Here is a 20,984-nt window from a genome sequence, read left to right as displayed (position 1 = left end):
TCACGCGACCATGGCTTGCATTACGTCGGCGGGGTGCGTCGACGACCATGAAAAATCATTCCCGGCATTGATGACGCCGTCAGCGCAATCGCCGCCCGCCGGATCGTCATTGTCGAGAAAAGCGATGACTTCATTGGCGAGCCTGTCGTCGGCCGGCTGTGGCTGTGTCGTGTCATGCTCCACCAGTCCGCCCTGAATGAGGATGGCGTCTGAATAGAGCTGGCCTGCCAGATAGGTCGTCTGGCCGAAACTGTCGTAGTCGACGATCTCGGCGATGTTGACGACCGCATTGCTGCCCGTGTCGATCGTAACCGTTGCGTCGGGATTGTTTTCGAGAATGGTCGATGCCGCCTGGGTCACATCGTCGGAATCGCCGAGGATGCTGACCTGCTTTATGATCGTCATGTCGTAGAGATTGCCGGTGATATAGAGAACGTCGAGGCCGGCATATCCCTGGAAATTCACATCGAAGGACAGCCCTTCCGGCATGTTGGGATCGCGATCTTCGATCGCCTTCTGCGTGTCGACCATGTAGTCGGGCATGGCCTCGAACGGGCCGCCCGTCCCGACATTGTGGATCGAGGCGAAATTCCAGATCAGGTTGTTGCCTGTTTGTAGGTCGGCGCCGGGATCGAGGTCGCCCTCTGCCCGCACCCAGTCATTGTCGTAGAGCAGCGAGACCTGCGTGATGCTGTTGATATCGAGCACATTGCCGCCGATGATCACCAGATCATATTGCAGGCCCATCTGGAAAAAGGAGGAGAAATTAATCGAAGTATTGCCGCCCGTCAGAACCGTGGCTTCGGACCCTGAGGTGGTGACCGTCATCGTGTCGTTGTCGGTGACGAAGTGATATTGCTCGATCCACTGTACGAAGGAGACGTCGCCATCGATGACGCTGACGCGCCAGCTGTTGGGGAACGTCGGATCGGCTGAAACGGGCTCGGCATGGCTCGATGCTTCGAAGGTGCTGTGTTCGAAGAGGGCGATATTCTTGGCAACCGTCCCCACTTCCTCGGCCGAATGACCGGATGAACGCAGCGTTGCAGCAATCTCGTCGTTGTCGCTGTAGACAAAGGCCTGGGAGATCGCGTCGACCTGGTGATAATTGCCCATCACCGCCGTGACCGAGGTGATGACGCCGGTATTGATCACCGAGGCGACGTTGACGACGAGATTTGCACCGGCGGTCACCTCAAGGCTGTTGCCGCTCGGGTCGGTCTGCTCGACGGATGTATTGGTGTCATCGGGTTCTTCCGGGAGCTTGGCGAGACCGCGGTCGGGCAGGAAGTCGTCGAGGACCGGTATATCGGTCTCGGCCTTGCCGTTGACATAGACTTTGTCGTCCATGGGTTCGGTGGTGACGAAATGATGCGTCACGTCGCTATCGGGCGAGGTCACCCCGCTATCCTCGGTATTTCTGGCATTCCGGATATAGTTTTGGAGATCCTCGGCGATCTTCAGGGCGTCATCATAGGTATCTGTCCGGTGGAGGCTCGCAAAAGGCGTGAAGATCTCGGCCTTTGTGCTGAAATCCGCGAGCTGCTCGATGACGAAACTCGTGTCTCGAGGCGCATGGACGCCATCCGTCATATCGAGATAGTCGTCGTCGTAGAGGGCGTTGACCTGGAGGACATGACTGATCGCCGAACCAGGCCCGGCAAAGACTGTCAGTTCCGGCTCATCCGTGAGCACGATATCCGTAGGGTCGCCGAAATGCGGTAACGGGATGTCCTTTCCGGCAATCGCCGCCAGCTTCTCGAGGCTCTCTTCGAAGACGCGGCCGAAATGGCGCGCTGGGCCAAATTCGATTTCGTAGCTGCCGCTTTTGTAATTGATGCCCGGATCGTAGTCCTTGAGCTGGAGATCGGAAGAGAAGGCGGCGGTAAAGGCATCCTGATCCGGCAGAGCCGGTCCATCCGCGCCCGGTCCTGCGCCTTCGGCATAGTTGGCACGCAACCTCATCTCGTCGGTCGTCATCTCGAAGAGACCGATGAAGTGCGCAATGATTTCCGAAATCTTCTCGATATGCATGGTTCGGCCCTCCCATTCGAGATGACGATCGGCCTTGGTGGCGCCCGCCGGGGGAGCCGTGGTGTGGTCGTCAAATCGTTTTCAAGCAATCAAACTGCACCGGCTTGAGCCGGTGCAGTTCGTCTTGGTCGCTGGAGGTCGTGTCAGGTGCCGGTATCCTCGCCGACGTCGGAGGCATGAGAATTGCCGCCGATGACGCTGGAGTCGACTGTGTTGCTGAGCAGGTTCGCACCCTGAACGAGCTCGAGGTGGAAGCCGGAATTGGCAAGGATCGCCGAAGCATCGGCCGCGCTCGAACCAGCGGCGTCGTCGCCGGCCTTGAGATCCCAGCCTTTGCCGTCCATCTCCATGCCTTCTGCGCTGTCGGCGGTGCCGCCATTGGCATTCAGGTGGTTCTGAGCGCCTGCGTTGTCCATCTTGGTGTTCCAGGCGCTATCCTGGTCAGCCAGATGGTTCGCCTGGACGGCGCTGAAGCCGCTGTCATTGCCTTGGCCGGTCAACGAATTGTTGAGGATGCTGTCGACGTCGAGAGTGAAGGAGAAGTCGTCCCCGAGGTTGAAGGTGAGGTCGTGTCCGGCAACGCCGAGATTGGAGTCCTTGACGTCCTCGATGACGGCGAAGTCTGTGTCCGTCTTGTTGAAGCTGTCGGAGGTGTTGTTGCTGTCGGTAACCGTCTTCGTATCCGTATCCGTCTCGGTAACGGTCTTGATATCGGTGTCGGTCACGGTCTTCGTATCGGTGTCCGTGATCGTCTTGGTGTCGGTATCGTTGTCGCTGTATGACTTGCTGTCATAGCTCCAGTCGTAGTCGGTCTTGGTGTCGGTATCGGTGATCGTCGTGGTCTTGGTGCTCGTATCGTCGTCGGACTTATAGCTCCAGTCATATTCGTTGTCGCGGTTGTCGCCATTGTTGGCGGCGACATCGATCTCCGACTTGACGTCGACGTCGACGCTGTTGTCGGTATTGTCGCGATTGTCGCCATTGGCGACGCCGCCGACATAACCGGTCGAATCGTCGTCGATTTTAGTCGAATTGATCGCGCTGTTGGCAAAGCCGTCGGCAAGCGCCCCGGCCTTCGTGATTTCGGTGTCGTCAGACATTGCATTCTCCAGAAAAACCGGAGCAGCTTTTCGAAATCCCTCTCATCTCAAATGGGATTTTACTCGCGCTCGCTCCGATGCGGTTAACATCGGCAGATGTATTCGATACTGGTCATCTGCAGCTTCATCGCGATTTGTTGATCAAACCGTTGGTATTGGGAACGTACGTACTAAGTACAAGGCCGCACATATCCGGCTCCGAATCCTGGGAAGGATAGGGAGTATTCAGGTTTTCTTTTCGTTGGGTTGCCCTAAATGGAGGCCGCGCATCAAAAACGCATGACAATGCATGGCTTTCCATGTCGCCACTTGGACGACGATCACAGAATGCTGTAAAGAATATGGATCCGATAGATACCAATTCGGGCTAAGGCCGATTTGCCACTTCCGGCTAGCCCCTGTCGTTGGAGCGTTGAGACTTCTTCAGCCGGGGCGACGCTAAGCTGCGAGAATCCAGGACTTCCGGCATTCGCCGCTGGGCTGAGGAGCAGCTTTCGAGGTCTGCCTGTCTCATATCCGACACTTCATGCATGATGAAAATATAACAATCTGTACTGAAACATTACATTTAGCTCTCATCTATAGTGAAGGCAAATATAGCCTCTAAGTATATACTGCAGTAAGAATGCAACCGTTGCTTGGTATCGTATCGTTTTTAGTCCGCTAAAACTAATTACTTTGGGCCATTTCCTTCCTTCTCAATCCGTATTAACATAATTAAGAAATGTCTAAAAAATAAAGCGATGACTTTGGGGTCGGCATTTCTTACTAACTAATACCCGCCATCGCGCCAAGTTGAGTAAAGTGTAACGCTAGGGGAGGCGTATATGTTCATGACAGGCTCAGGAATGGAGAATGCGGACCAGGGAAGGAAGTTGGGTTCGTCCGGAGATACTATATTAGTGGTAGCAAAGGCGGATCTTTTTTCAGAATGCATGGTAGAAGCACTGGCAAAGAAATTTCCGAACTGTGATGTGGCAAGCATAACGAGTACAAAGCCGATGCTGGAAAAAGATACCGGCGATATGAAACTCGTTTTATTCTACCATATACCCGGCCCGGAGCTCCATGAAGCGTTGCAGGCTGTCCGCGAAAACCATCCTGAAACCTCGATCGGACTTGTCGTAGAAGCTATCGACATGCTCGAGACTTATGTCAGCCGGCTGGTAGAAGCGCGGATCATCGATGGCGTCCTGCCGCTCAACCTCCGGCTCGATGTCTTCATGGCTGCAGTGGATCTACTGATGAAGGGCGGCGAACATTTTCCGTCAGCACTTCTCAATCGCCTCACCAACAAAAACGCCCAGCTGGAGCCTTCGCTCTATCAGACAAAATCGGTCGATGCGGCCCGCAGCAATGCGCTCAAGCTAAGACGCGACAGCATCTCCGCTTTGACCACCCGGGAGGTTCAGATCCTGGATCTCATCTGCAAGGGGACGCAGAACAAGATCATCGCCGACAAGCTGCATCTTTCCGAGAATACCGTGAAGGTTCACGTCCGCAACATCTACAAGAAGATGAACGTGCGAAACCGCACGGAAGCGGCATCCCGCTTCTTCAATGAGCATCCCGCCGGCGAAGACGACATGTCCGGACGCTGGCGCAATTGATCTAGCGCTTTTTGCTTCAGGTTGAGGGCCGCGCAAAGCAGCGCGATTTTTGTCCGAAGCCGCTTGGAGAGCAGATATAGGGCGCTGAGCCGTGATAGGCTGCGGTGCGGAGCGTCGGCGTAGCCGGCCGCTCGGCCCGGTTTACCGGATAGGCGTAGGCCTTCGAGACGCGCGGGGCTTCGATCCCGCCGATGTTCTTTTTCGCGACGACCGCGAAATCGTCGTCAACGACCGTGCAAGCCGTCGTTCCGATCGCCAGAAGCGCCGTTCCCCAGACGAACATCGCCGAGCGGAGGCGCCAGCCTTTGAGCTGCGTCGCGTCTTGTTTTTTCAACATACCAAATCCCTCGCATATGGCGCCTCCGGATGCAAGACCGGCGGTGAGGTTGAGCTCGGCCAATCTGCTGCGTTCCCTCGTATATTAGCTGCATTGAGTGAAGCTTGAGAGGTGGATGAGAGGCGTATTGGTGGTATTGCGTTGAAAGTGATTAATCATTTGTTACCTTAAGTATACTTTCGTAATTACTTTGGATAGTTGGATTTTTTCAAGTTGACCTTACCGGCGTTCGTTGTATTATTTTAATAGTAATTCGGTTATCCGAAGAGTAACTACAAAGTTATTCATGAGTTGACGCTCAGTTTTATGAATATCGAGTGCGGATAACGGACGCATGCAGTGCATAAATAAAACAAAAGACTAGATACCTGGGAAGGAGTTTGTAATGCGTAGTTTCGTTCCCAACGAAGGCTATTCTAAAGTATCAGGCATACCGGTGCTCCAAGGGCGACGCACCGTCCTTGTGAATGGCGGGGGCGGCTTCCTCGGTTCGCATCTCTGCGAAAGACTCCTGCACCGCGGCCACAGCGTCACATGCCTCGATAATTTTTCGACCGGCCGCCGTGCGAATGTCGCTCATCTTGCATCGAACACCCGCTTCCGCATCGTCGAGCACGATGTTAGGCAGCCCTTCGATATCGAAGCATCGCTCATCTTCAATTTCGCCTCCCCCGCCTCTCCGCCCGATTCTCAGCGGGATCCTGTGGGAACGCTGCTCACCAACGTGCTTGGCGCCGTCAATACCCTTGATTGCGCGCGGAAGACTGGTGCGATCGTCGTCCAGTCGTCGACGTCGGAGGTCTATGGCGACCCGACCCAGAGCCCGCAGCGCGAATCCTATTGCGGCAATGTCAACCCGATCGGACCGCGCGGCTGTTACGACGAAGGCAAGCGCAGCGCCGAAACGCTGTTCTTCGATTACCACAGGACTTACGGTGTCGACATCAAGGTCGGCCGCATCTTCAATACCTACGGACCGCGCATGCGCCTGGACGACGGGCGGGTGGTTTCCAATTTTATCGTTCAGGCCCTGCGCAATGCCGACCTGACGATCTATGGCGATGGTCAGCAGACCCGTTCTTTCTGCTATGTCGATGATCTCATCGAGGGTTTCCTACGTTTTTCGGCTGCCGGCAGCGCTTGCAACGGTCCGATCAACCTCGGCAACCCAGCTGAAATGACCGTTCGGCGTCTGGCGGAAATCATTCGAGACCTGACGAACTCCCGTTCCCGGATCGTCCACCTGCCTGCGGTCGCCGACGACCCTCGTCAGCGGCGGCCGGATATTTCCCGGGCCATGGCCGATCTTGGCTGGAAGCCCCGCATCGGGCTCGAAGCCGGCTTGGCTCGCACCGTTGACTATTTCGACGGACTGCTGGCCGGCACAGAGAAGGCGGAGGTCGTATGAGATGCCCCGCTACATTCTCGTTACCGGCGGCGCCGGTTTCATAGGCAGTCATATCTGCAAAGCGCTGTCGCGCGCCGGCATGATCCCTGTCAGCTACGATAATCTCTCGACAGGACATGCCGACAGTGTCCGCTGGGGTCCGCTCATTCGGGCGGAACTTGCCGACGCCGCTACCTTGCGCCGGACTCTTGCAGAGTTTTCGCCCGATTGCGTCATCCATTGTGGTGCCAATGCCTATGTTGGCGAATCCGTCGACATGCCCAGGAAATATTACCGCAACAATGTCGTTGGCAGTCTGACCCTGCTCGAGGCCTGCCTCGATCAGGATATCGACCGGATCGTCTTTTCGAGCAGCTGCGCCACCTATGGCGTTCCCGCCTCGTTGCCGATACGCGAGGAAAGCCCGCAGCATCCGGTTAACCCCTATGGCCGCACCAAGCTGATCTTCGAGATGGCGCTCGAGGATTTTGCGGCTGCCTATGGCATCCGCTATGCCGCGTTGCGTTATTTCAACGCGGCCGGAGCCGATCCCGATGGTGAGCTTGCCGAGCGTCATCAACCCGAGACCCACCTCATTCCGCGCGCCCTTCTCGCCGCCGCCGGCAGGCTGGAGCGGCTCGATATCTTCGGAGCAGACTATGCGACCGAGGACGGAACCTGCGTTCGCGACTATATTCATGTCAGCGATCTCGCCCAGGCGCATCTCGCCGCCGTCAACCATCTGATGGCGGACGGCGGCTCGCTCAGCGTCAATCTCGGCTCCGGTCGGGGCACCTCGGTGCGGGAGATTCTCCAGGCGATCCATCGCGCGAGCGGCTGCGAAGTCCCCGTCCGTTATTGCGCGCGCCGCATCGGCGACCCGCCGATCCTCTTTGCCGATACTGCAAGGGCGCAGGCGGAACTCGGCTTTGCCCCCGTCCTCTCGGACATCGATACGATCATTCGCACCGCCGGCCCCACCTTCGGCCTGCAGGTGACGGCATGAGCGACATTTCCCAGATCGGCCATGGCGTGACAGCCAAAGCCGCCGCCGCTGATGCATTCGATCTTGTTTTCACCGGCTGGAACCGTGTCGCCTATGGCTTCGGCATCCTCTGCTGGCTGACGGCACTCGGCTATTTCTGGATCTGGTGGTGCCAGTCCGCCCATATCATTTCCTGGGCCACCTTCGTGCTCATCACCCTCGTGCTTGCCTGGATCACGCTTGTGCCGGCCTATTTTATCCTGATCTTTCTCGATGCGAGGACGGTCAGCCCTAGCGCGCGGCTGCCGGAAGGGCGGGTGGCTATGGTCGTCACCAAGGCGCCGTCCGAGCCCTTTGCCGTTGTCCGCACCACGCTACAGGCGATGCTCGACCAGGTCGGCGTCGATTTCGATGTCTGGCTCGCCGACGAGGACCCTTCGGAGGAAACCAGGCGCTGGTGTGCGGCGCACGGCGTGCTGATCTCCACCCGAAAGGGTGTGGCGGAGTATCATCGCACCACCTGGCCGCGCCGGACGCGTTGCAAGGAAGGCAACCTCGCCTATTTCTACGACCATTTCGGCTATGCGCGTTACGATTTCGTCGCCCAGTTCGATGCCGACCATGTGCCGACGCCGACCTACCTCCGTGAAGTTTTGCGCCCCTTCGCCGATCCTGAGATCGGCTATGTCTCCGCTCCGAGCATTTGCGATGCCAATGCCGGGACAAGCTGGGCGGCGCGTGGCAGGCTCTATGCGGAGGCAAGCCTGCACGGTTCGCTGCAGACGGGTTACAATAATGGCTGGGCGCCTCTTTGCATCGGCTCCCATTATGCGGTCCGCACCGCCGCCCTTCGTCAGATCGGCGGCCTCGGCCCGGAACTCGCGGAAGACCATTCGACGACGCTGATGATGAATGCCGGCGGCTGGCGTGGCGTGCATGCCGTCGATGCGATGGCGCATGGCGACGGACCGGCGAATTTCACCGACCTCGTCGTCCAGGAATTCCAGTGGTCGCGCAGCCTGGTCACCATTCTGTTGCAACATTCCCGCCGCCACATCATGCACCTGCCCTGGCGGCTGAGGTTCCAGTTCGTGTTCTCGCAGCTCTGGTACCCGCTCTTTTCGGCCTTCATGGGCATGATGTTCCTGCTGCCGGTTGCCGCGCTGCTGACGGGCCGTGTCTTCGTCAATGTCACCTATCCGGATTTCCTGCTGCATTTCGTGCCGATGTCGATCGTGCTGACGCTGTTTGCCTTCTTCTGGCGGGCAACGGCAACCTTCAGGCCGCACGATGCGAAATTGCTCGGCTGGGAAGGGCTTGCCTTCATCTTTCTGCGTTGGCCGTGGTCGCTGGCCGGCAGCCTTGCCGCTGTCCGCGACTATATCTGCGGCTCCTTCGTCGATTTCCGTATCACGCCGAAGGGAAGGCAGCAGCAGCGGTCTTTGCCGCTGCGCGTCATCGCGCCTTATATCGGGCTCGCCGGCCTTTCCGCCGTCGCAATGATGCTTGCGACCGATGTCGCGGCCGCCCAGGGTTTTTATGTTTTCGCCATGACGAACCTCTCGGTTTACCTGTCGCTGACGGTGCTGATCGTCGTTCGCCATGCGGTCGAAAACGATCTGCCGCTGCTGCCGCAATCGCGCGGGCTGTGGCTTGCGACAGCCACCGGGCTTGCGATTTTCGTCGCCGGCGGCACGCAGGCGGGGAGCCACGGCCTGCGCGGCCTCGAAGCTCTTTCGCACGGCCAGACGTTTGTCAGTTTCACCGAAACGCAATTCGCCGTGGCCGGCGCCGGCCTCGGCGGCGGCAAGACCAGGATCGTGAAATTCCACCTGAGATGGAATGGTTTCGGCAGAACCGGCCGAGACGAACAGGGTGCGTGAGCCGGCGGAACCGGCAAGTGTCGAGTATGGAGGATGTAATGAGTATCGGATCGAGACTATGGGGAGCAGCGCTTGCTCTCAGCCTGTGCCTGCCGGTGGTAGCGTACGGCGCCGAGGTTGCCAAAACGAAGGCGCCGACGCCGCTCAGCGCCTATGAGCTCTATCGGATCTACGGCGACAAGACCTGGACCTGGACCACCGGCGGCGGCCGTTTCTTCGATGAGGGCCGGCGGTTCGTCGCCTGGAGCGACGACAAGGGGAAGCCGTCCTTTGCCGAAGGCAGATGGGTGGTCGACGATCTCGGTCAGCTCTGCATGCGCGCCACCTGGACGAATGCCGAGGGTGCGGCCCGCGCCAGCACCTGTTTCGGGCATCGCAAGATCGGCAATACGATCTATCAGCGGCGCCAGCCGAACGGCGAATGGTACGTCTTCCGCCACGCATCGGTGCGTCAGGGTGATGAGTTCCAGAAGCTTGTTCCCACGGATACCGTGAGCGCGAAGGCAAGCGAACTGAAGCAGATCCTGCTGAGCCAGGAAGTAGCCCGAAAAGGAGGGTGAGCCATGAAGAAGCTGATGAAAAAAAACCTCTCGACCGCCGCAATAGCGCTGCTGCTACTGTGTGTCGCGGATCTGCCGGGCCGAAGCGAAGTGCAATATGCCGGCATTGCTCCGAACCCGGCGGCGGCCGTGCGGACGATCATCGACAAGCGCCCCGTCCTTCATGCCGAGGGCATCAAGTTCGGGGCCTACGATCCGCACGGCGATTTCGGCGCCCAGGCAAATGTCGCGACCGAAGCCCTGTTCCTGCCGTGGGAGGACGTCGACCTCGAGACGTTGCGCGTCGCCGATGCCTATGCGCAGGCTAGAGGCCGCAACCTGCTGATCACCGTGGAGCCATGGTCCTGGGATGTCGATTGGCGGCTGACCTCCGCAGAGCTTCGCGCAAAGGTTCTGCGCGGCGATTATGATGTCAATATGCGTGCGATCGCGCAGATGATATCGGCGCTGAAAAGCCCGGTGATCGTCCGCTGGGGGCAGGAGATGGAGGACAAGTCAGGGCGGTTTTCATGGTCCGGCTGGAACCCGCAGGACTATATCACGGCCTACAGGCGGATGATGGACATCGTCCGCCTGGAGGCGCCCGGCACCGAGCTCATGTGGTCGCCGAAGGGAGAGCCTGGCCTCGAGGCCTATTATCCCGGCGACGATTACGTCGACCTCGTCGGGCTCTCGGTCTTCGGCCTGCAGCGCTACGACGAGCTTGCCTATAATGAGCACCGGACCTTCCCTGAAGCGCTGAAGCAGGGATATGATCTCGTTGCCGGCTACGGAAAACCCATCTGGGTGGCGGAGCTCGGCTATGAAGGCGGCGACGCCTATATGAAGCCGTGGATCGAAACGGTTACGTTGAAGCAGAGCGCCTTCCCGAAACTGCAGGAAGTGGTCTATTTCAACGACCGGGATGTGCATGCCTGGCCCTTCGATCTCGGCCGGCCGGACTGGCGCGTGGTCGAAAGCCTAGGCAACTGACATTCTGAAAAGAGAGGCCCGCCGGGGTGTTGCGGGCCTCTCCTCTCACGTCCGGCGACCGATCATCCCTTGATCGTTGCCTTACCCTCTTCGATGAGCCGGGTTGCCGCATCGGCGGGCGAGACCCGTTCGAAGGCGAGTTCGTCACAGATCGGGCGCAGCACACGCTGGTCGAACTGGGTTGCGCCCATTGGCACCGGCGGCGGATATTCGCCGACCTGATCCTTGAGCATGTTCACGTATTTGACCGTCTCCTGCTCCGTCGGGTTGAGCTGCGGCAGGATGGCTTCGCGCACGGTAGGCGACATTGGCACGCCGCGTTCCACGCCGAGAATCTTGCCGGCTTCGGGATCGTTAACGAAGAAGCTGATGAACTTCGCGGCAGCTTCGCCCTGTTTGGTCGTCGCCCCCACACTCCAGATCAGTGCCGGACGGTAATAATGGCCGGATGGACCGCCCTTCTTTTCACGCGGCAGCATGGTGATGCCGAGCTTGTTCTTGATGATCAGCTGATAGCCGATCATCTGGTTTGAATAGGCCATGCCGATCACCGATTTGCCGAGACCAAGCGCATTGGTGTCGATGGTGTTCTGATCGAGCGTCTGGACGTCGGCGGCGACGGTGCCGCCCGCCTTGCGCAGCTTCTCCCAGTAGTCGAACCATTCCCTGGCATCGTCGGCCGTGAAGCCGAGCCCAACGCTTTCCCTCGCAAAGAGACTCTTGCCACGTTGGCGCAGCCAGGCATCGAACACATAGGCGTAGCGTGCCGCATAGGGGCCGCCGCTCTTGCCGGAGGACTTGGAGAGTTCTACGGCGAGCTTGGCATACTCATCCCAGGTGAGGTCGGGGGTCGGCAGAGGGATGCCCGCCTTTTCGAATTCGACTGTGTCGAAGAACATCGAGAAGGAGTTGAGGCCGAGGCCGACACCATAGAGCTTGCCGTCGATGGTGGTCAGTTTCAGCATGTCGGCGCCGAAGGACTGGACGTCCAGCGCGGAGGGGACGAATTCATCGAGTGCCAGGCAGGCGCCGCGCTTCGAATAGTCCGAGATTGTTCCCGGCTCGAGCTGGAAGATGTCGGCGATCGAGCGGCCGGCCATCTGCGTTGCGAGCTTTGTCCAGTAGCCGTCGCCCGAAAGCGATTCACCGACGACAGTGACGCCAGGCGATTTCGACTGATAGAGCTTGGCAACCTCGAGCGTACGCTTGGCGCGGTCGTTGGACCCCCACCACATGGCGCGCAGCTGTGCGTCTTCGGCAAGGGCCGGAATGGCGCTTCCGGCGCCGAAGGCGAGGCCGGCGGCCGCACCGGCTGAACCCATCAGGAATGAACGGCGATTGACCTGCATGATAGTCCTCCTTGTTCCAATATGCCCGCTGCCATCCTCCAATGGCGTTGTCAGGGCATTTCAGCAAATAGAGTACGCAAAAAAATTTTTATTGCAAGAACCAATCATTTTCTTGCAAATTTGCATTATTTGCATAATGTTTGCCCCATGAACGACCAAAAAATCAGACGGCCGCGTCAGGCCGATATAGCCACATTGGCCGGCGTCTCGGTCTCCACTGTGTCACGCGTGCTCGCCAACGAACCTGGTATCAGCGAAAGCGTGCGCCGGCAGATATTGAAGGTGGCAGCCGAGAACGGCTATCCCGTCAAGCCTGCTTCCGAAGCCGTTGCGGGGGGACTGGCGCTGATTGCCAGCGACGGCGTCACCGGCACTCTCAGCGTCTTTTATGAAGCGATCGTCGACGGCTTGCGCGCTGGCGCTGCCGAAGCGGGCATGCCCTTCGAAGTCCGGCTGGTCCGCGAGGATCGAACCGCGCCGGATGCTGTGCGCGACTATATGCAGACCGCGGGCGCTGAAGGTCTCTTTCTCGTCGGAATCGATCCGAACGACATGTTGCGTGACTGGCTGCAAGCCAGCACGACGCCAACCGTTCTCGTCAACGGCACCGACCCACGCATGCAGTTCGATGGCGTTTCGCCGGCTAATTTCTTTGGCGCCTATGAGGCGACCAACCGGCTGATAAAGGCCGGCCATCGCCGCATCCTGCATCTGAGCGGCTCCCACCGCCATACGATCCGGGAGCGCGTGCGCGGTTTCGAGGCGGCGATCGCCGCCGTCCCCGGTGCCGAGGGCTGTTTCGTGTCCCTGACCCTCCAGGGCAGCCCCATCCGTGAGGCGCATGAACGCACCGCCGCAGCACTTGCCGAGAATGCCGGTTTTACCGCCGCCTTCTGCATGAATGATTTCATCGCCGTCGGCGTGCTCGAGGCTGTGACCGAGGCCGGCCTGCGCGTGCCGGAGGATTTCGCGATCGTCGGCTTCGACGATCTGCCCTGCGCGCTGATGACCAATCCACGGCTGTCCACCATGCGCGTCGATCGCGCCGCTCTCGGGCGTGAGGCCGTGTCGCTGATGCTTGCCCGTTTCCGCAACAGGACGGCACCGGCCCGCCACATTTGCCAGGCGGTCGTTCCCGTTCAGGGTGGAACTGTTCCGAATCTGAATGCCGAAAACCCGTGAGAGATGCGATGACCTATGATCCCGCCAGCGCCAACCCGCTTGCCGGCAATCCGCTGGAAACCCGCGCCGATATGAGCCGCGCCCTGCTGGCGCTCTTCGATCCGCTGCTTCCCTGTTTCTCGAACGGCAATGCCCGCGTCACGCTCAATGGCGGCGGCGCCCATTTCGACCGGGCGGCGGCCGATCTCGAAGGGTTCGCCCGCCCTCTTTGGGGATTGGCGCCGTTTGGCGCCGGCAACGGCGACTTCGCCCACTGGCATCGTTTTGCCGAAGGCCTCGCAAACGGCACTGATCCCGCCCATCCGGAATATTGGGGAACGGTCAATGGCCGCGATCAGCGGATGGTCGAGCTTGCCGCTCTCGGTTTTGCCCTGGCGCTGGTGCCGGAAAAGATCTGGGAGCCGCTCGATGCGCGCGCCCGCGGCAATGTCGTCGCCTATTTCAAACATGTCAGGCAGTTCGACTATGCCGACAACAATTGGAAATTCTTCCGGATCTTCGTCGATATCGCGCTCGATCGTCTCGGCGCCGATTTCGACCGTAGCCTGACGCGGCAATATCTCGAGGAGCTCGAAGGTTTTTATATCGGCGACGGCTGGTATCGCGATGGAAACGTCCGCCGCATCGACCACTACATTCCCTTCGCCATGCATTTCTATGGCCTGATCTATTCGAAGCTCGTTGACGACGATTATGCAAAGCGCTACCGCGAGCGCGCGGTCCTCTTTGCCCGGGATTTCCGGCATTGGTTTGCCGCTGACGGGGCGACGATCCCCTTCGGCCGCAGCCTGACCTATCGCTTTGCCTGCGCCGGCTTCTGGTCGGCGCTCGCCTTTGCCGATGTCGAAGCTCTGCCCTGGGGCGAAGTCAAGCATCTCTGCCTGCAGCATCTGCGCTGGTGGAAGGACAAGCCGATTACCGATCGCGACGGCGTGCTGTCGATCGGTTTCGGCTATCCGAACCTGCTGATGTCGGAGAGTTACAATTCCGCCGGCTCACCCTACTGGGCCTTCAAGGCCTTCCTGCCGCTGGCGATCGCTGAGGATCACCCATTCTGGACGGCGAAGGAGAAAGTGCCGGAGCAAGCACCTGACATCGTCTCCCAGCGTCATCCCGGCATGGTGATCATGCGGGCGGGCGGCGATGTCGTGGCGCTGTCTTCCGGCCAGGAAAACCTGCAGATGCGGTGCGGCACGGAAAAATATGCGAAGTTCGCCTATTCCGCCCGCTACGGCTTCAGCGTCGAGGCCGATGAGCGTGCCTTTGCGCTTGCCGCCTTCGATTCAGCACTTGCCTTCAGCGATGACGGCCTGCACTACCGCGTGCGCGAAACGAACGAGGAAGCCAAGATCGCAGGCGAGGTGCTGTTTGCGAAATGGTCGCCTTTTGCCGATGTCGACGTCGAAACCTGGCTCGTGCCCGCCGCACCCTGGCATATCCGCCTCCATAGGATCAGGACAAGCCGGCCGCTGCGGATTGCCGAAGGCGGATTTGCCATCGGCCGCCGGGATTTCGAGTTGGATACGCTGTCCGCTTCGGCTGGCGTTGCCTATGCGGTCGGCGAAGCCGATTTCACCGGCATTCTCGATCTCGGCTCCTCGGTCAAACGTTCGGGCCTCGTCCAGAAGGCAATGCCCAACACCAATGTGATCGTCGCGAAAACCCTGGTGCCGCAGCTGCGCGGGCAGATTCCGGCCGGTGAAACCATCCTGGTGACGGCAGTGCTGGCACTTGACGATCCCGCCGCCCGCTCGTCTGCCTGGACGAGACCGCCGAAAGCGCCTGAGATTGCAGCGCTGGAGGCCTTGGTGAGGGAAAAGGGCGTGACAGTCAGCGCCATCGAAGCGCCCGGACAAATGCCATGAGCCAGCCGGCTATTGTCCTTGCCATGCAACCGTCGCGCACGCAGCATGTCCTGTCGGATGAGGTCCTGCGCCGGCTGAGCGGCATCGGTCGCCTGCTGGATTCCAAGCCGCTGCAGCGCTTCGACGACGAGCGTGCGAAACGTCTGCTGGCCGAGGCGGAAATCCTGATCACCGGCTGGGGCGGGCCTTATGTCGGGCCCGAAATTCCCGCCGCGGCGCCGCATCTCAAGTTCATCGTTCATGCGGCCGGCACGGTGAAAGGCGTCATCGACGACGCCATCTTCGAAGCCGGTATCCCGGTCAGCCATTCGGCCGAGGCCAACGCCGTGCCGGTGGCCGAATTCACGTTGGCGGCAATCATCTTCGCCGGCAAGCGCGTCTTCCGTTTCCGCGATCTCTACGTTGCCGACCGAAACCGCAACCGGACACATTTGATGCAGCGCGAAGCGATCGGAAACTACCGCCGCGCTGTCGGCATCGTCGGCGCTTCGCGCATCGGCCGGCGCGTGATCGAGCTCTTAAAACCCTTCGACTATAGACTGCTGCTCTCCGATCCGACGCTTGATGCCGCCGAGGCCGCCAGCCTGGGAACAGAAAAGGTCGATCTCGACGAATTGATGCGGCAATCGGATATCGTTTCCCTGCATGCGCCGTCGCTGCCGTCGACGCAGCATATGATCGATGCGCGAAGGCTGTCGCTGATGAAGGACGGCGCGACGCTCATCAACACGGCGCGCGGCATTCTCATCGATGAGGCCGCCCTGCTTTCAGCGCTCAAGACCGGTCGCATCGACGCGGTCCTCGATGTCACCGATCCGGAAATCCCGGAGGCAGATTCTGCTTTCTACGATCTACCGAACGTCTTTCTGACACCGCATATTGCCGGCGCCATCGGGCTGGAACGGGCGCGCCTCGGCGAGATGGCCGTGGATGAGATAGAGCGCTTCGTGACCGGCAAGCCGCTACTCTACCAGATCCACCAGGCAAACCTCGAAAACATCGCCTGAGGCGCGTCAAGCGGGTTAGCCAATTCCAGCAAAAGTGCGCAGCGGTTTTGCGTCCGGAATTGCGTAAAACAACGCTCTAGCGAAGGGTATCAGCGCGACGTCCTCAACGAATGTGGCGAACCGTCATTGGCAAGTTCAGGCATGAGATCGGCAATATCGACCACCTTGCCGGTGCGCGAGCTCTCCAGCGCGGCAATACCGCAGAGCACCGACATGGCGCCCGCCCGCGTACCGGCGCGCTGGGCGAGCCTGTCTTCCATATCGGGCTTGAAGATCATGTTGCGCATCCGGTCGTCGCCGCCGTAATGGCCGCCGGTGAAATGCGGAACGACGATGCGCTCCACTGCCTCCTTACCATCAGGGAAATTGCGGATGAGGAGGATCGTGTCCTGCTTCGGCTCTTCCCAGGGCTGGGCCTCATACTGGCGAAGCTCGATCCGCCCTTTGGTGCCGTTGAAGGCAAGGTGATGGCCTTCGATCGGCTGGAAGGTGTTCAGCGAATAGGAGACATGGACGTTGTTGCGGTAACGAAGCGACACCACCATCGTATCGGGAATGTCGATATCCTCGCGGAAGACGCAGCCGTCTCGGAAGTAGCCGTCGATCTTCGAGGGATCCTCGTAGAGTGAATCGAGGAAGGGATCGGCCTCGAGATCGAGATAGTAGTCGCATTCATGCGCGTGCGGACAGAGCTTGCAGCGTGGGCCGCGGAACGGGCCCTTGCGGCCGTAATTCTGCAGGTCGGCGAAGGAGGTGACGGCCTCGGGATCGCTGTCGAGATACCAGTTCAGGAGGTCGAAATGATGCGTCGCCTTGTGGACGAACAGGCTGCCGGAGTTTTCCGTATAGGCATGCCAGCGGCGGAAGTAATCGGCACCGTGCTTGGTGTTCAGATACCAATGAAAATCGACTGAGGTGACCCGGCCGATCTCGCCGGCATTCAGCAATTCCTTGATCTTCGCAGCCGTCGGCGCATAGCGATAGTTGAAGGACACATCGACCCGGCGACCAGTGCGCTTTTCGGCATCCAGTATCCGGCGAATCTTTTCGACCGAGGTCGTCATTGGCTTTTCGGTAATGACATCGATGCCGGACTCCAGCGCCCGCACGACGATATCGTCATGCGTATGGTCGGGCGTACAGACGATGACGAGATCCGGCTTCTGCTCAGCAAGCATCGAATCGATGTTTTCGTAGAGCGGCGCATTGCTGCCGATCATGTTGCGGGCGCGCTCGCCGCGCAGCGAATTCTTCTCGACGATCGCGGTCAGGTCGACATGTTCGCGCCAGCCGGCAAGCAGATCCTTGCCCCACATGGTGGTGCCGCGGTTTCCCGTACCGATCAGGGCAAAACGGCGTTTCTCCATCGAATGATCCTCCTGCATGCGTGATGAAACAAATACTGAAATCAGGCCTGGCAGCAGCTCTTGAAGCGCTCGACGCAGGTGGCGATCACTTCCTCGGCCGGGCGTTTCCACCAGTTTTCGGCCGAAAAGATCTCCACCTCCTGGGCGCCGAAGAAACCGGCGGCCTCCACCATCCGTCTTATGCCTTTGAGGTCGATCACACCATCGCCCATCATGCCGCGGTCGAGCAGCATGTCCTTTGTCGGCACCAGCCAGTCGCAGATGTGATGGGCAAAGATGCGTTTCATGCGGCCGGCGCGGGCGATCTGGTTGGCAAGATCGGGATCCCACCAGACATGGTAGACATCGACCGCAACGCCGACATCCTCGCCGAGCCGTTCGCACATGTCGAGCGCCTGACCGAGCGTGTTCACGCAGGCACGGTCGGCGGCATACATTGGATGCAGCGGTTCGATGGCGAGCTTCACGCCGGCAGCCTGCGCATGCGGCAAAACGGCGGCAATGCCGTCGAACACCATTCGGCGCGCGGCGACGATGTCCTTCGAACTATCAGGCAGACCGCCGACGACGAGCACGAGGCAATCGGCTGAAAATGCTGCCGCCTCGTCGATGGCCCGCCTATTGTCGTCGAGGTTTTTCTGCCAGTCGGCATCGTTCGCCGCCGGGAAGAAGCCGCCGCGGCAAAGGCCGGTCAGCTTGATGCCGTTCGACTTGACGATACGCACCGCCTCGTCGAGACCGACCTTGGCGACCTGGTCGCGCCAGGGGGCGATCGCGGTGATGCCGTGTTTCAGGCAGATATCGACGGCCTCGGCAAAGCCGCATTGCTCGCGGATCGTCGCCAGATTGATCGAAAGTCCTTCGACCTGCATGTCATTCTTCTCCCATTCTGCGTGCTTCAGTTCACGCCGTGGACGGCGAGCACCTGGCGCATGCGGCTTGCGGCAAGCTCGGGATCGGCCAGGACCCGGGCCTTGTCGGCCAGGCGGAAGAGTTCGGACAGATGCGTCAGCGAGCGGGTGCTCTGCTGGCCGCCGACCATCACGAAATGATCCTGCAGGCCGTTGAGATAAGCGAGGAAGACGACGCCGGTCTTGTAGAAGCGGGTCGGCGCCTTGAAGATGTGGCGCGACAGCGGCACGGTCGGTTCCAGCAGGTCGAAGAATTCATGGTTGCTCTTGCGGCCGAGCGCTTCGAGGGCTGCCGAGGCAGCCGGAGCGATGGCGTCGAAAATGCCGAGCAGTGCGTCGGAATGGCCCTCTTCGTCGCCGGCGATCAGTTCGGCATAGTTGAAATCGTCGCCGGTATACATGCGCACGCCTTTCGGCAGCCGGCGGCGCATCGCCACTTCCTTCTCCTTGGAGAGCAGCGAGATCTTGATGCCGTCGACCTTTTCGGCATGGGCCTCGATCACCTCGAGGCAGGTGGACATGGCTTGGATATGATCACCGTTACCCCAATAACCCTCGAGCGCCGGGTCGAACATTTCGCCGAGCCAATGGATGATGACGGGTTCCTTGACCTGGCGAAGGATCCGGTCATAGACGCGGATATAGTCGTCCGGCCCTTTGGCGGCCGCGGCAAGCGCCCGGCTGGCCATCAGGATGATGCGGCCGCCGGCCGCCTCCACGGTTTCGATCTGCTCCTCATAGGCCCTCAGGATCGTGTCGACGGTGACGTCGGGTCCCGGCGTCAGGTGGTCCGTGCCGGCGCCGCAGGCGATCAGCGCGTCCTTGCGGCCGGCAGCCTCACTGAGCGCCCGGCGGATGAGGTCGCGCGCTTCCGGCCAGCCGAGCCCCATGCCGCGCTGCGCCGTATCCATCGCTTCGGCAACGCCGAGGCCGAGATCCCAGAGCCGGTGGCGGAAGGCCAGCGTGCGCTCCCAGTCGATCGCCGGCGTCAGCCACGGATCGTTGTCGGCGAGCGGGTCGGCGACGACATGGGCGGCGGCAAAGGCGATGCGCGGGAAGCTTTTAGCCTCGCGGTTCTTCAGTTCGATCGGCGTGCCGATCAGCGTGTAGGGGGCGATCTTGCCGTCAAGAGGGAGATTGATCGTCGTCACGGCTCAGAACTCCAGTGCGGGAACGTCGAGCCAGCGACGCTCGGCCCAGGATTTCAGCCCGAGTTCGGCAAGCTGCACACCCTTGGCGCCGGCTTCCAGGCCATAGGGCCACGGCGCATCTTCGACGACATGGCGGATGAACATTTCCCACTGCGCTTTGAAGCCGTTGTCGAAGGCCTGCGTATCGGGAACCTCGTCCCAGGTCTTGTAGAAGTCGATCGTCTGCGGCTGGTCTGGGTTCCACACCGGCTTCGGCGTGTTGACGCGGTGCTGGCTCCAGCATTTCGTCAGGCCGGCGACGGCCGAACCATGTGTGCCGTCGACCTGGAAGGTGACGAGGTCGTCGCGGCGAACGCGGACTGCCCAGGAGGAATTGATCTGCGCAATCGCGCCGCCTTCGAGCTCGAAGGTCGCGTAGGCCGCATCGTCGGTGTCGCAGTCATAGGGATTGCCCTGCTCGTCGATGCGGCGCGGAATATGCGTAGCACCGAGGCAGGATACGGCTTTGACTTCGCCGAACAGATTGTCGAGCACGTAGCGCCAGTGGCAGAGCATGTCGAGGATGATGCCGCCGCCGTCGCCCTTGCGGTAGTTCCAGGACGGCCGCTGGGCGGGTACGCCCCAATCGCCTTCGAAAACCCAGTAGCCGAATTCGCCGCGCACCGAGAGGATCTTGCCGAAGAAGCCCGAATCCCTGAGCAGCGCCAGCTTGCGCAGGCCGGGCAGGAAGAGTTTGTCCTGCACGACGCCATGTTTGAGGCCGGAGGCGCGCGCCTTGCGGGCAAGGTCGAGTGCCACCTGCAGATCGTCGGAGATCGGCTTTTCGCAATAGACGTGCTTGCCGGCATCGAGCGCCTTGGACAGAAGTTCGGCGCGCATCAGCGTCGTGCCGGCGTCGAAGAAGATCGTGTCGTCGGGATTGGCGAGCGCGGCATCGAGATCGGTCGACCAGCGCTTGATGTTGTGCTTCTTCGCCAGCTCTTCCATCTTGGCGCCGTTACGGCCGACGATGATCGGGTCGATCTCGAGTTTCTCACCCGATTTCAGCGTAATGCCGCCCTGGTCGCGGAAGGCGAGAATCGAGCGCACCAGGTGTTGATTGTAACCCATGCGGCCGGTGACGCCGTGCAAGATGATCCCCAAGCGTGCCATTTTTTCCTCCCAGCAGATTTTTGCGGCGGGAGCGGGCGTCCTGGCCCGGCCCTCCCAAGCCGGTAACTAAACAGTTACTTGATGGCAGAAGAGCGGCGCGGCTGTCAATAGTCAAATCCGATTTTAGAGATC

At 60.1% G+C, this 20,984-nt stretch carries 17 protein-coding genes; 9 read left to right on the top strand and 8 right to left on the bottom strand.

Translation table 11 applies throughout. The annotated features are described in order from the left end of the window. Both FY112_RS34395 and FY112_RS34390 read right to left on the bottom strand, forming a co-directional pair. Positions 1–2,034, bottom strand: a complete 2,034-nt coding sequence (locus FY112_RS34395) for a hypothetical protein (protein WP_151520352.1) — start codon at positions 2,032–2,034, stop codon at positions 1–3. Positions 2,035–2,177: 143 nt separating this feature from the next. After that, complete coding sequence (locus FY112_RS34390; RefSeq protein WP_131707652.1) at positions 2,178–3,134, bottom strand: fibrinogen-binding protein; 957 nt, start codon at positions 3,132–3,134, stop codon at positions 2,178–2,180. A gap of 827 nt (positions 3,135–3,961) precedes the next feature. Here FY112_RS34390 and FY112_RS34380 point away from each other — a divergent pair. Then, positions 3,962–4,744: a response regulator transcription factor gene (locus tag FY112_RS34380; RefSeq protein WP_017962682.1), complete on the top strand. Its 783-nt coding sequence runs from the start codon at positions 3,962–3,964 to the stop codon at positions 4,742–4,744. Positions 4,745–4,760: 16 nt separating this feature from the next. On the opposite strand, the gene FY112_RS34375 is transcribed toward FY112_RS34380, so the two are convergent. Beyond that, the gene (locus tag FY112_RS34375; RefSeq protein WP_026158950.1) at positions 4,761–5,081 is read right to left on the bottom strand and encodes a hypothetical protein; all 321 of its coding nucleotides are present in this window, start codon (positions 5,079–5,081) and stop codon (positions 4,761–4,763) included. A 385-nt stretch (positions 5,082–5,466) separates the two neighbouring features. On the opposite strand from FY112_RS34375, the gene FY112_RS34370 reads away from it, so the two are divergent. The 5 genes from FY112_RS34370 to FY112_RS34350 are packed head-to-tail and all read left to right on the top strand — an operon-like array spanning position 5,467 to position 10,868. Beyond that, positions 5,467–6,489, top strand: a complete 1,023-nt coding sequence (locus FY112_RS34370) for a UDP-glucuronic acid decarboxylase family protein (protein WP_151520351.1) — start codon at positions 5,467–5,469, stop codon at positions 6,487–6,489. Position 6,490: 1 nt separating this feature from the next. Beyond that, positions 6,491–7,474: a UDP-glucose 4-epimerase GalE gene (galE, locus tag FY112_RS34365; protein ID WP_017962685.1), complete on the top strand. Its 984-nt coding sequence runs from the start codon at positions 6,491–6,493 to the stop codon at positions 7,472–7,474. Further along, a complete protein-coding gene (locus FY112_RS34360; protein WP_151520350.1) occupies positions 7,471–9,336 on the top strand; it encodes a glycosyltransferase family 2 protein in 1,866 nt (621 codons plus the stop codon). The genes galE and FY112_RS34360 overlap by 4 nt, the downstream gene beginning before the upstream one ends. Before the next feature lie 38 nt (positions 9,337–9,374). After that, a complete protein-coding gene (locus tag FY112_RS34355; protein ID WP_151520349.1) occupies positions 9,375–9,896 on the top strand; it encodes a DUF995 domain-containing protein in 522 nt (173 codons plus the stop codon). Between the two features lie 3 nt (positions 9,897–9,899). After that, positions 9,900–10,868 (top strand): glycosyl hydrolase, encoded by a 969-nt coding sequence (locus FY112_RS34350; protein WP_151520348.1) that lies wholly within the window; start codon positions 9,900–9,902, stop codon positions 10,866–10,868. Positions 10,869–10,930: 62 nt separating this feature from the next. On the opposite strand, the gene FY112_RS34345 is transcribed toward FY112_RS34350, so the two are convergent. Further along, positions 10,931–12,217, bottom strand: coding sequence for an ABC transporter substrate-binding protein (locus tag FY112_RS34345; protein WP_151520347.1), 1,287 nt, complete (start codon positions 12,215–12,217; stop codon positions 10,931–10,933). A 147-nt stretch (positions 12,218–12,364) separates the two neighbouring features. Here FY112_RS34345 and FY112_RS34340 point away from each other — a divergent pair, with 147 nt between their 5' ends. Genes FY112_RS34340 through FY112_RS34330 form a run of 3 tightly spaced genes read left to right on the top strand, consistent with a single transcriptional unit; the run spans position 12,365 to position 16,271 of the window. Further along, positions 12,365–13,399 carry a LacI family DNA-binding transcriptional regulator gene (locus tag FY112_RS34340; RefSeq protein WP_151520346.1) on the top strand — a complete coding sequence of 345 codons (1,035 nt, stop codon included), beginning with the start codon at positions 12,365–12,367 and terminating at the stop codon, positions 13,397–13,399. 8 nt (positions 13,400–13,407) lie between these two features. Then, positions 13,408–15,264 (top strand): DUF2264 domain-containing protein, encoded by a 1,857-nt coding sequence (locus FY112_RS34335; RefSeq protein WP_131707657.1) that lies wholly within the window; start codon positions 13,408–13,410, stop codon positions 15,262–15,264. Then, positions 15,261–16,271: a hydroxyacid dehydrogenase gene (locus tag FY112_RS34330; protein WP_131629965.1), complete on the top strand. Its 1,011-nt coding sequence runs from the start codon at positions 15,261–15,263 to the stop codon at positions 16,269–16,271. The genes FY112_RS34335 and FY112_RS34330 overlap by 4 nt, the downstream gene beginning before the upstream one ends. Before the next feature lie 89 nt (positions 16,272–16,360). Here FY112_RS34330 and FY112_RS34325 read toward each other — a convergent pair whose 3' ends face one another. From FY112_RS34325 to FY112_RS34310, 4 genes are read right to left on the bottom strand one after another with little or no spacing between them, the layout of a single operon-like run. Then, entirely contained in the window at positions 16,361–17,638 is a 1,278-nt protein-coding gene (locus tag FY112_RS34325) for a Gfo/Idh/MocA family oxidoreductase (RefSeq protein WP_151520345.1), read from the bottom strand. 41 nt (positions 17,639–17,679) lie between these two features. Further along, a complete protein-coding gene (locus FY112_RS34320) occupies positions 17,680–18,510 on the bottom strand; it encodes a sugar phosphate isomerase/epimerase family protein (RefSeq protein ID WP_131620971.1) in 831 nt (276 codons plus the stop codon). Between the two features lie 26 nt (positions 18,511–18,536). Beyond that, on the bottom strand, positions 18,537–19,700 hold the full coding sequence (locus FY112_RS34315) for a dihydrodipicolinate synthase family protein (RefSeq protein ID WP_131620973.1): 1,164 nt from the start codon (positions 19,698–19,700) through the stop codon (positions 18,537–18,539). Positions 19,701–19,703: 3 nt separating this feature from the next. Then, positions 19,704–20,852: a Gfo/Idh/MocA family oxidoreductase gene (locus tag FY112_RS34310; protein ID WP_151520344.1), complete on the bottom strand. Its 1,149-nt coding sequence runs from the start codon at positions 20,850–20,852 to the stop codon at positions 19,704–19,706. Between the last annotated feature and the right edge of the window lie 132 nt (positions 20,853–20,984).

The sequence above is a fragment of the Rhizobium sp. PEPV16 genome (assembly GCF_008919455.1).
In the GTDB taxonomy this organism is placed as follows: Bacteria; Pseudomonadota; Alphaproteobacteria; order Rhizobiales; family Rhizobiaceae; genus Rhizobium; species Rhizobium leguminosarum_Q.
The sequence above is the reverse complement of the archived record's forward strand: the minus strand, read 5'-3'. Positions and strand labels throughout refer to the sequence as shown.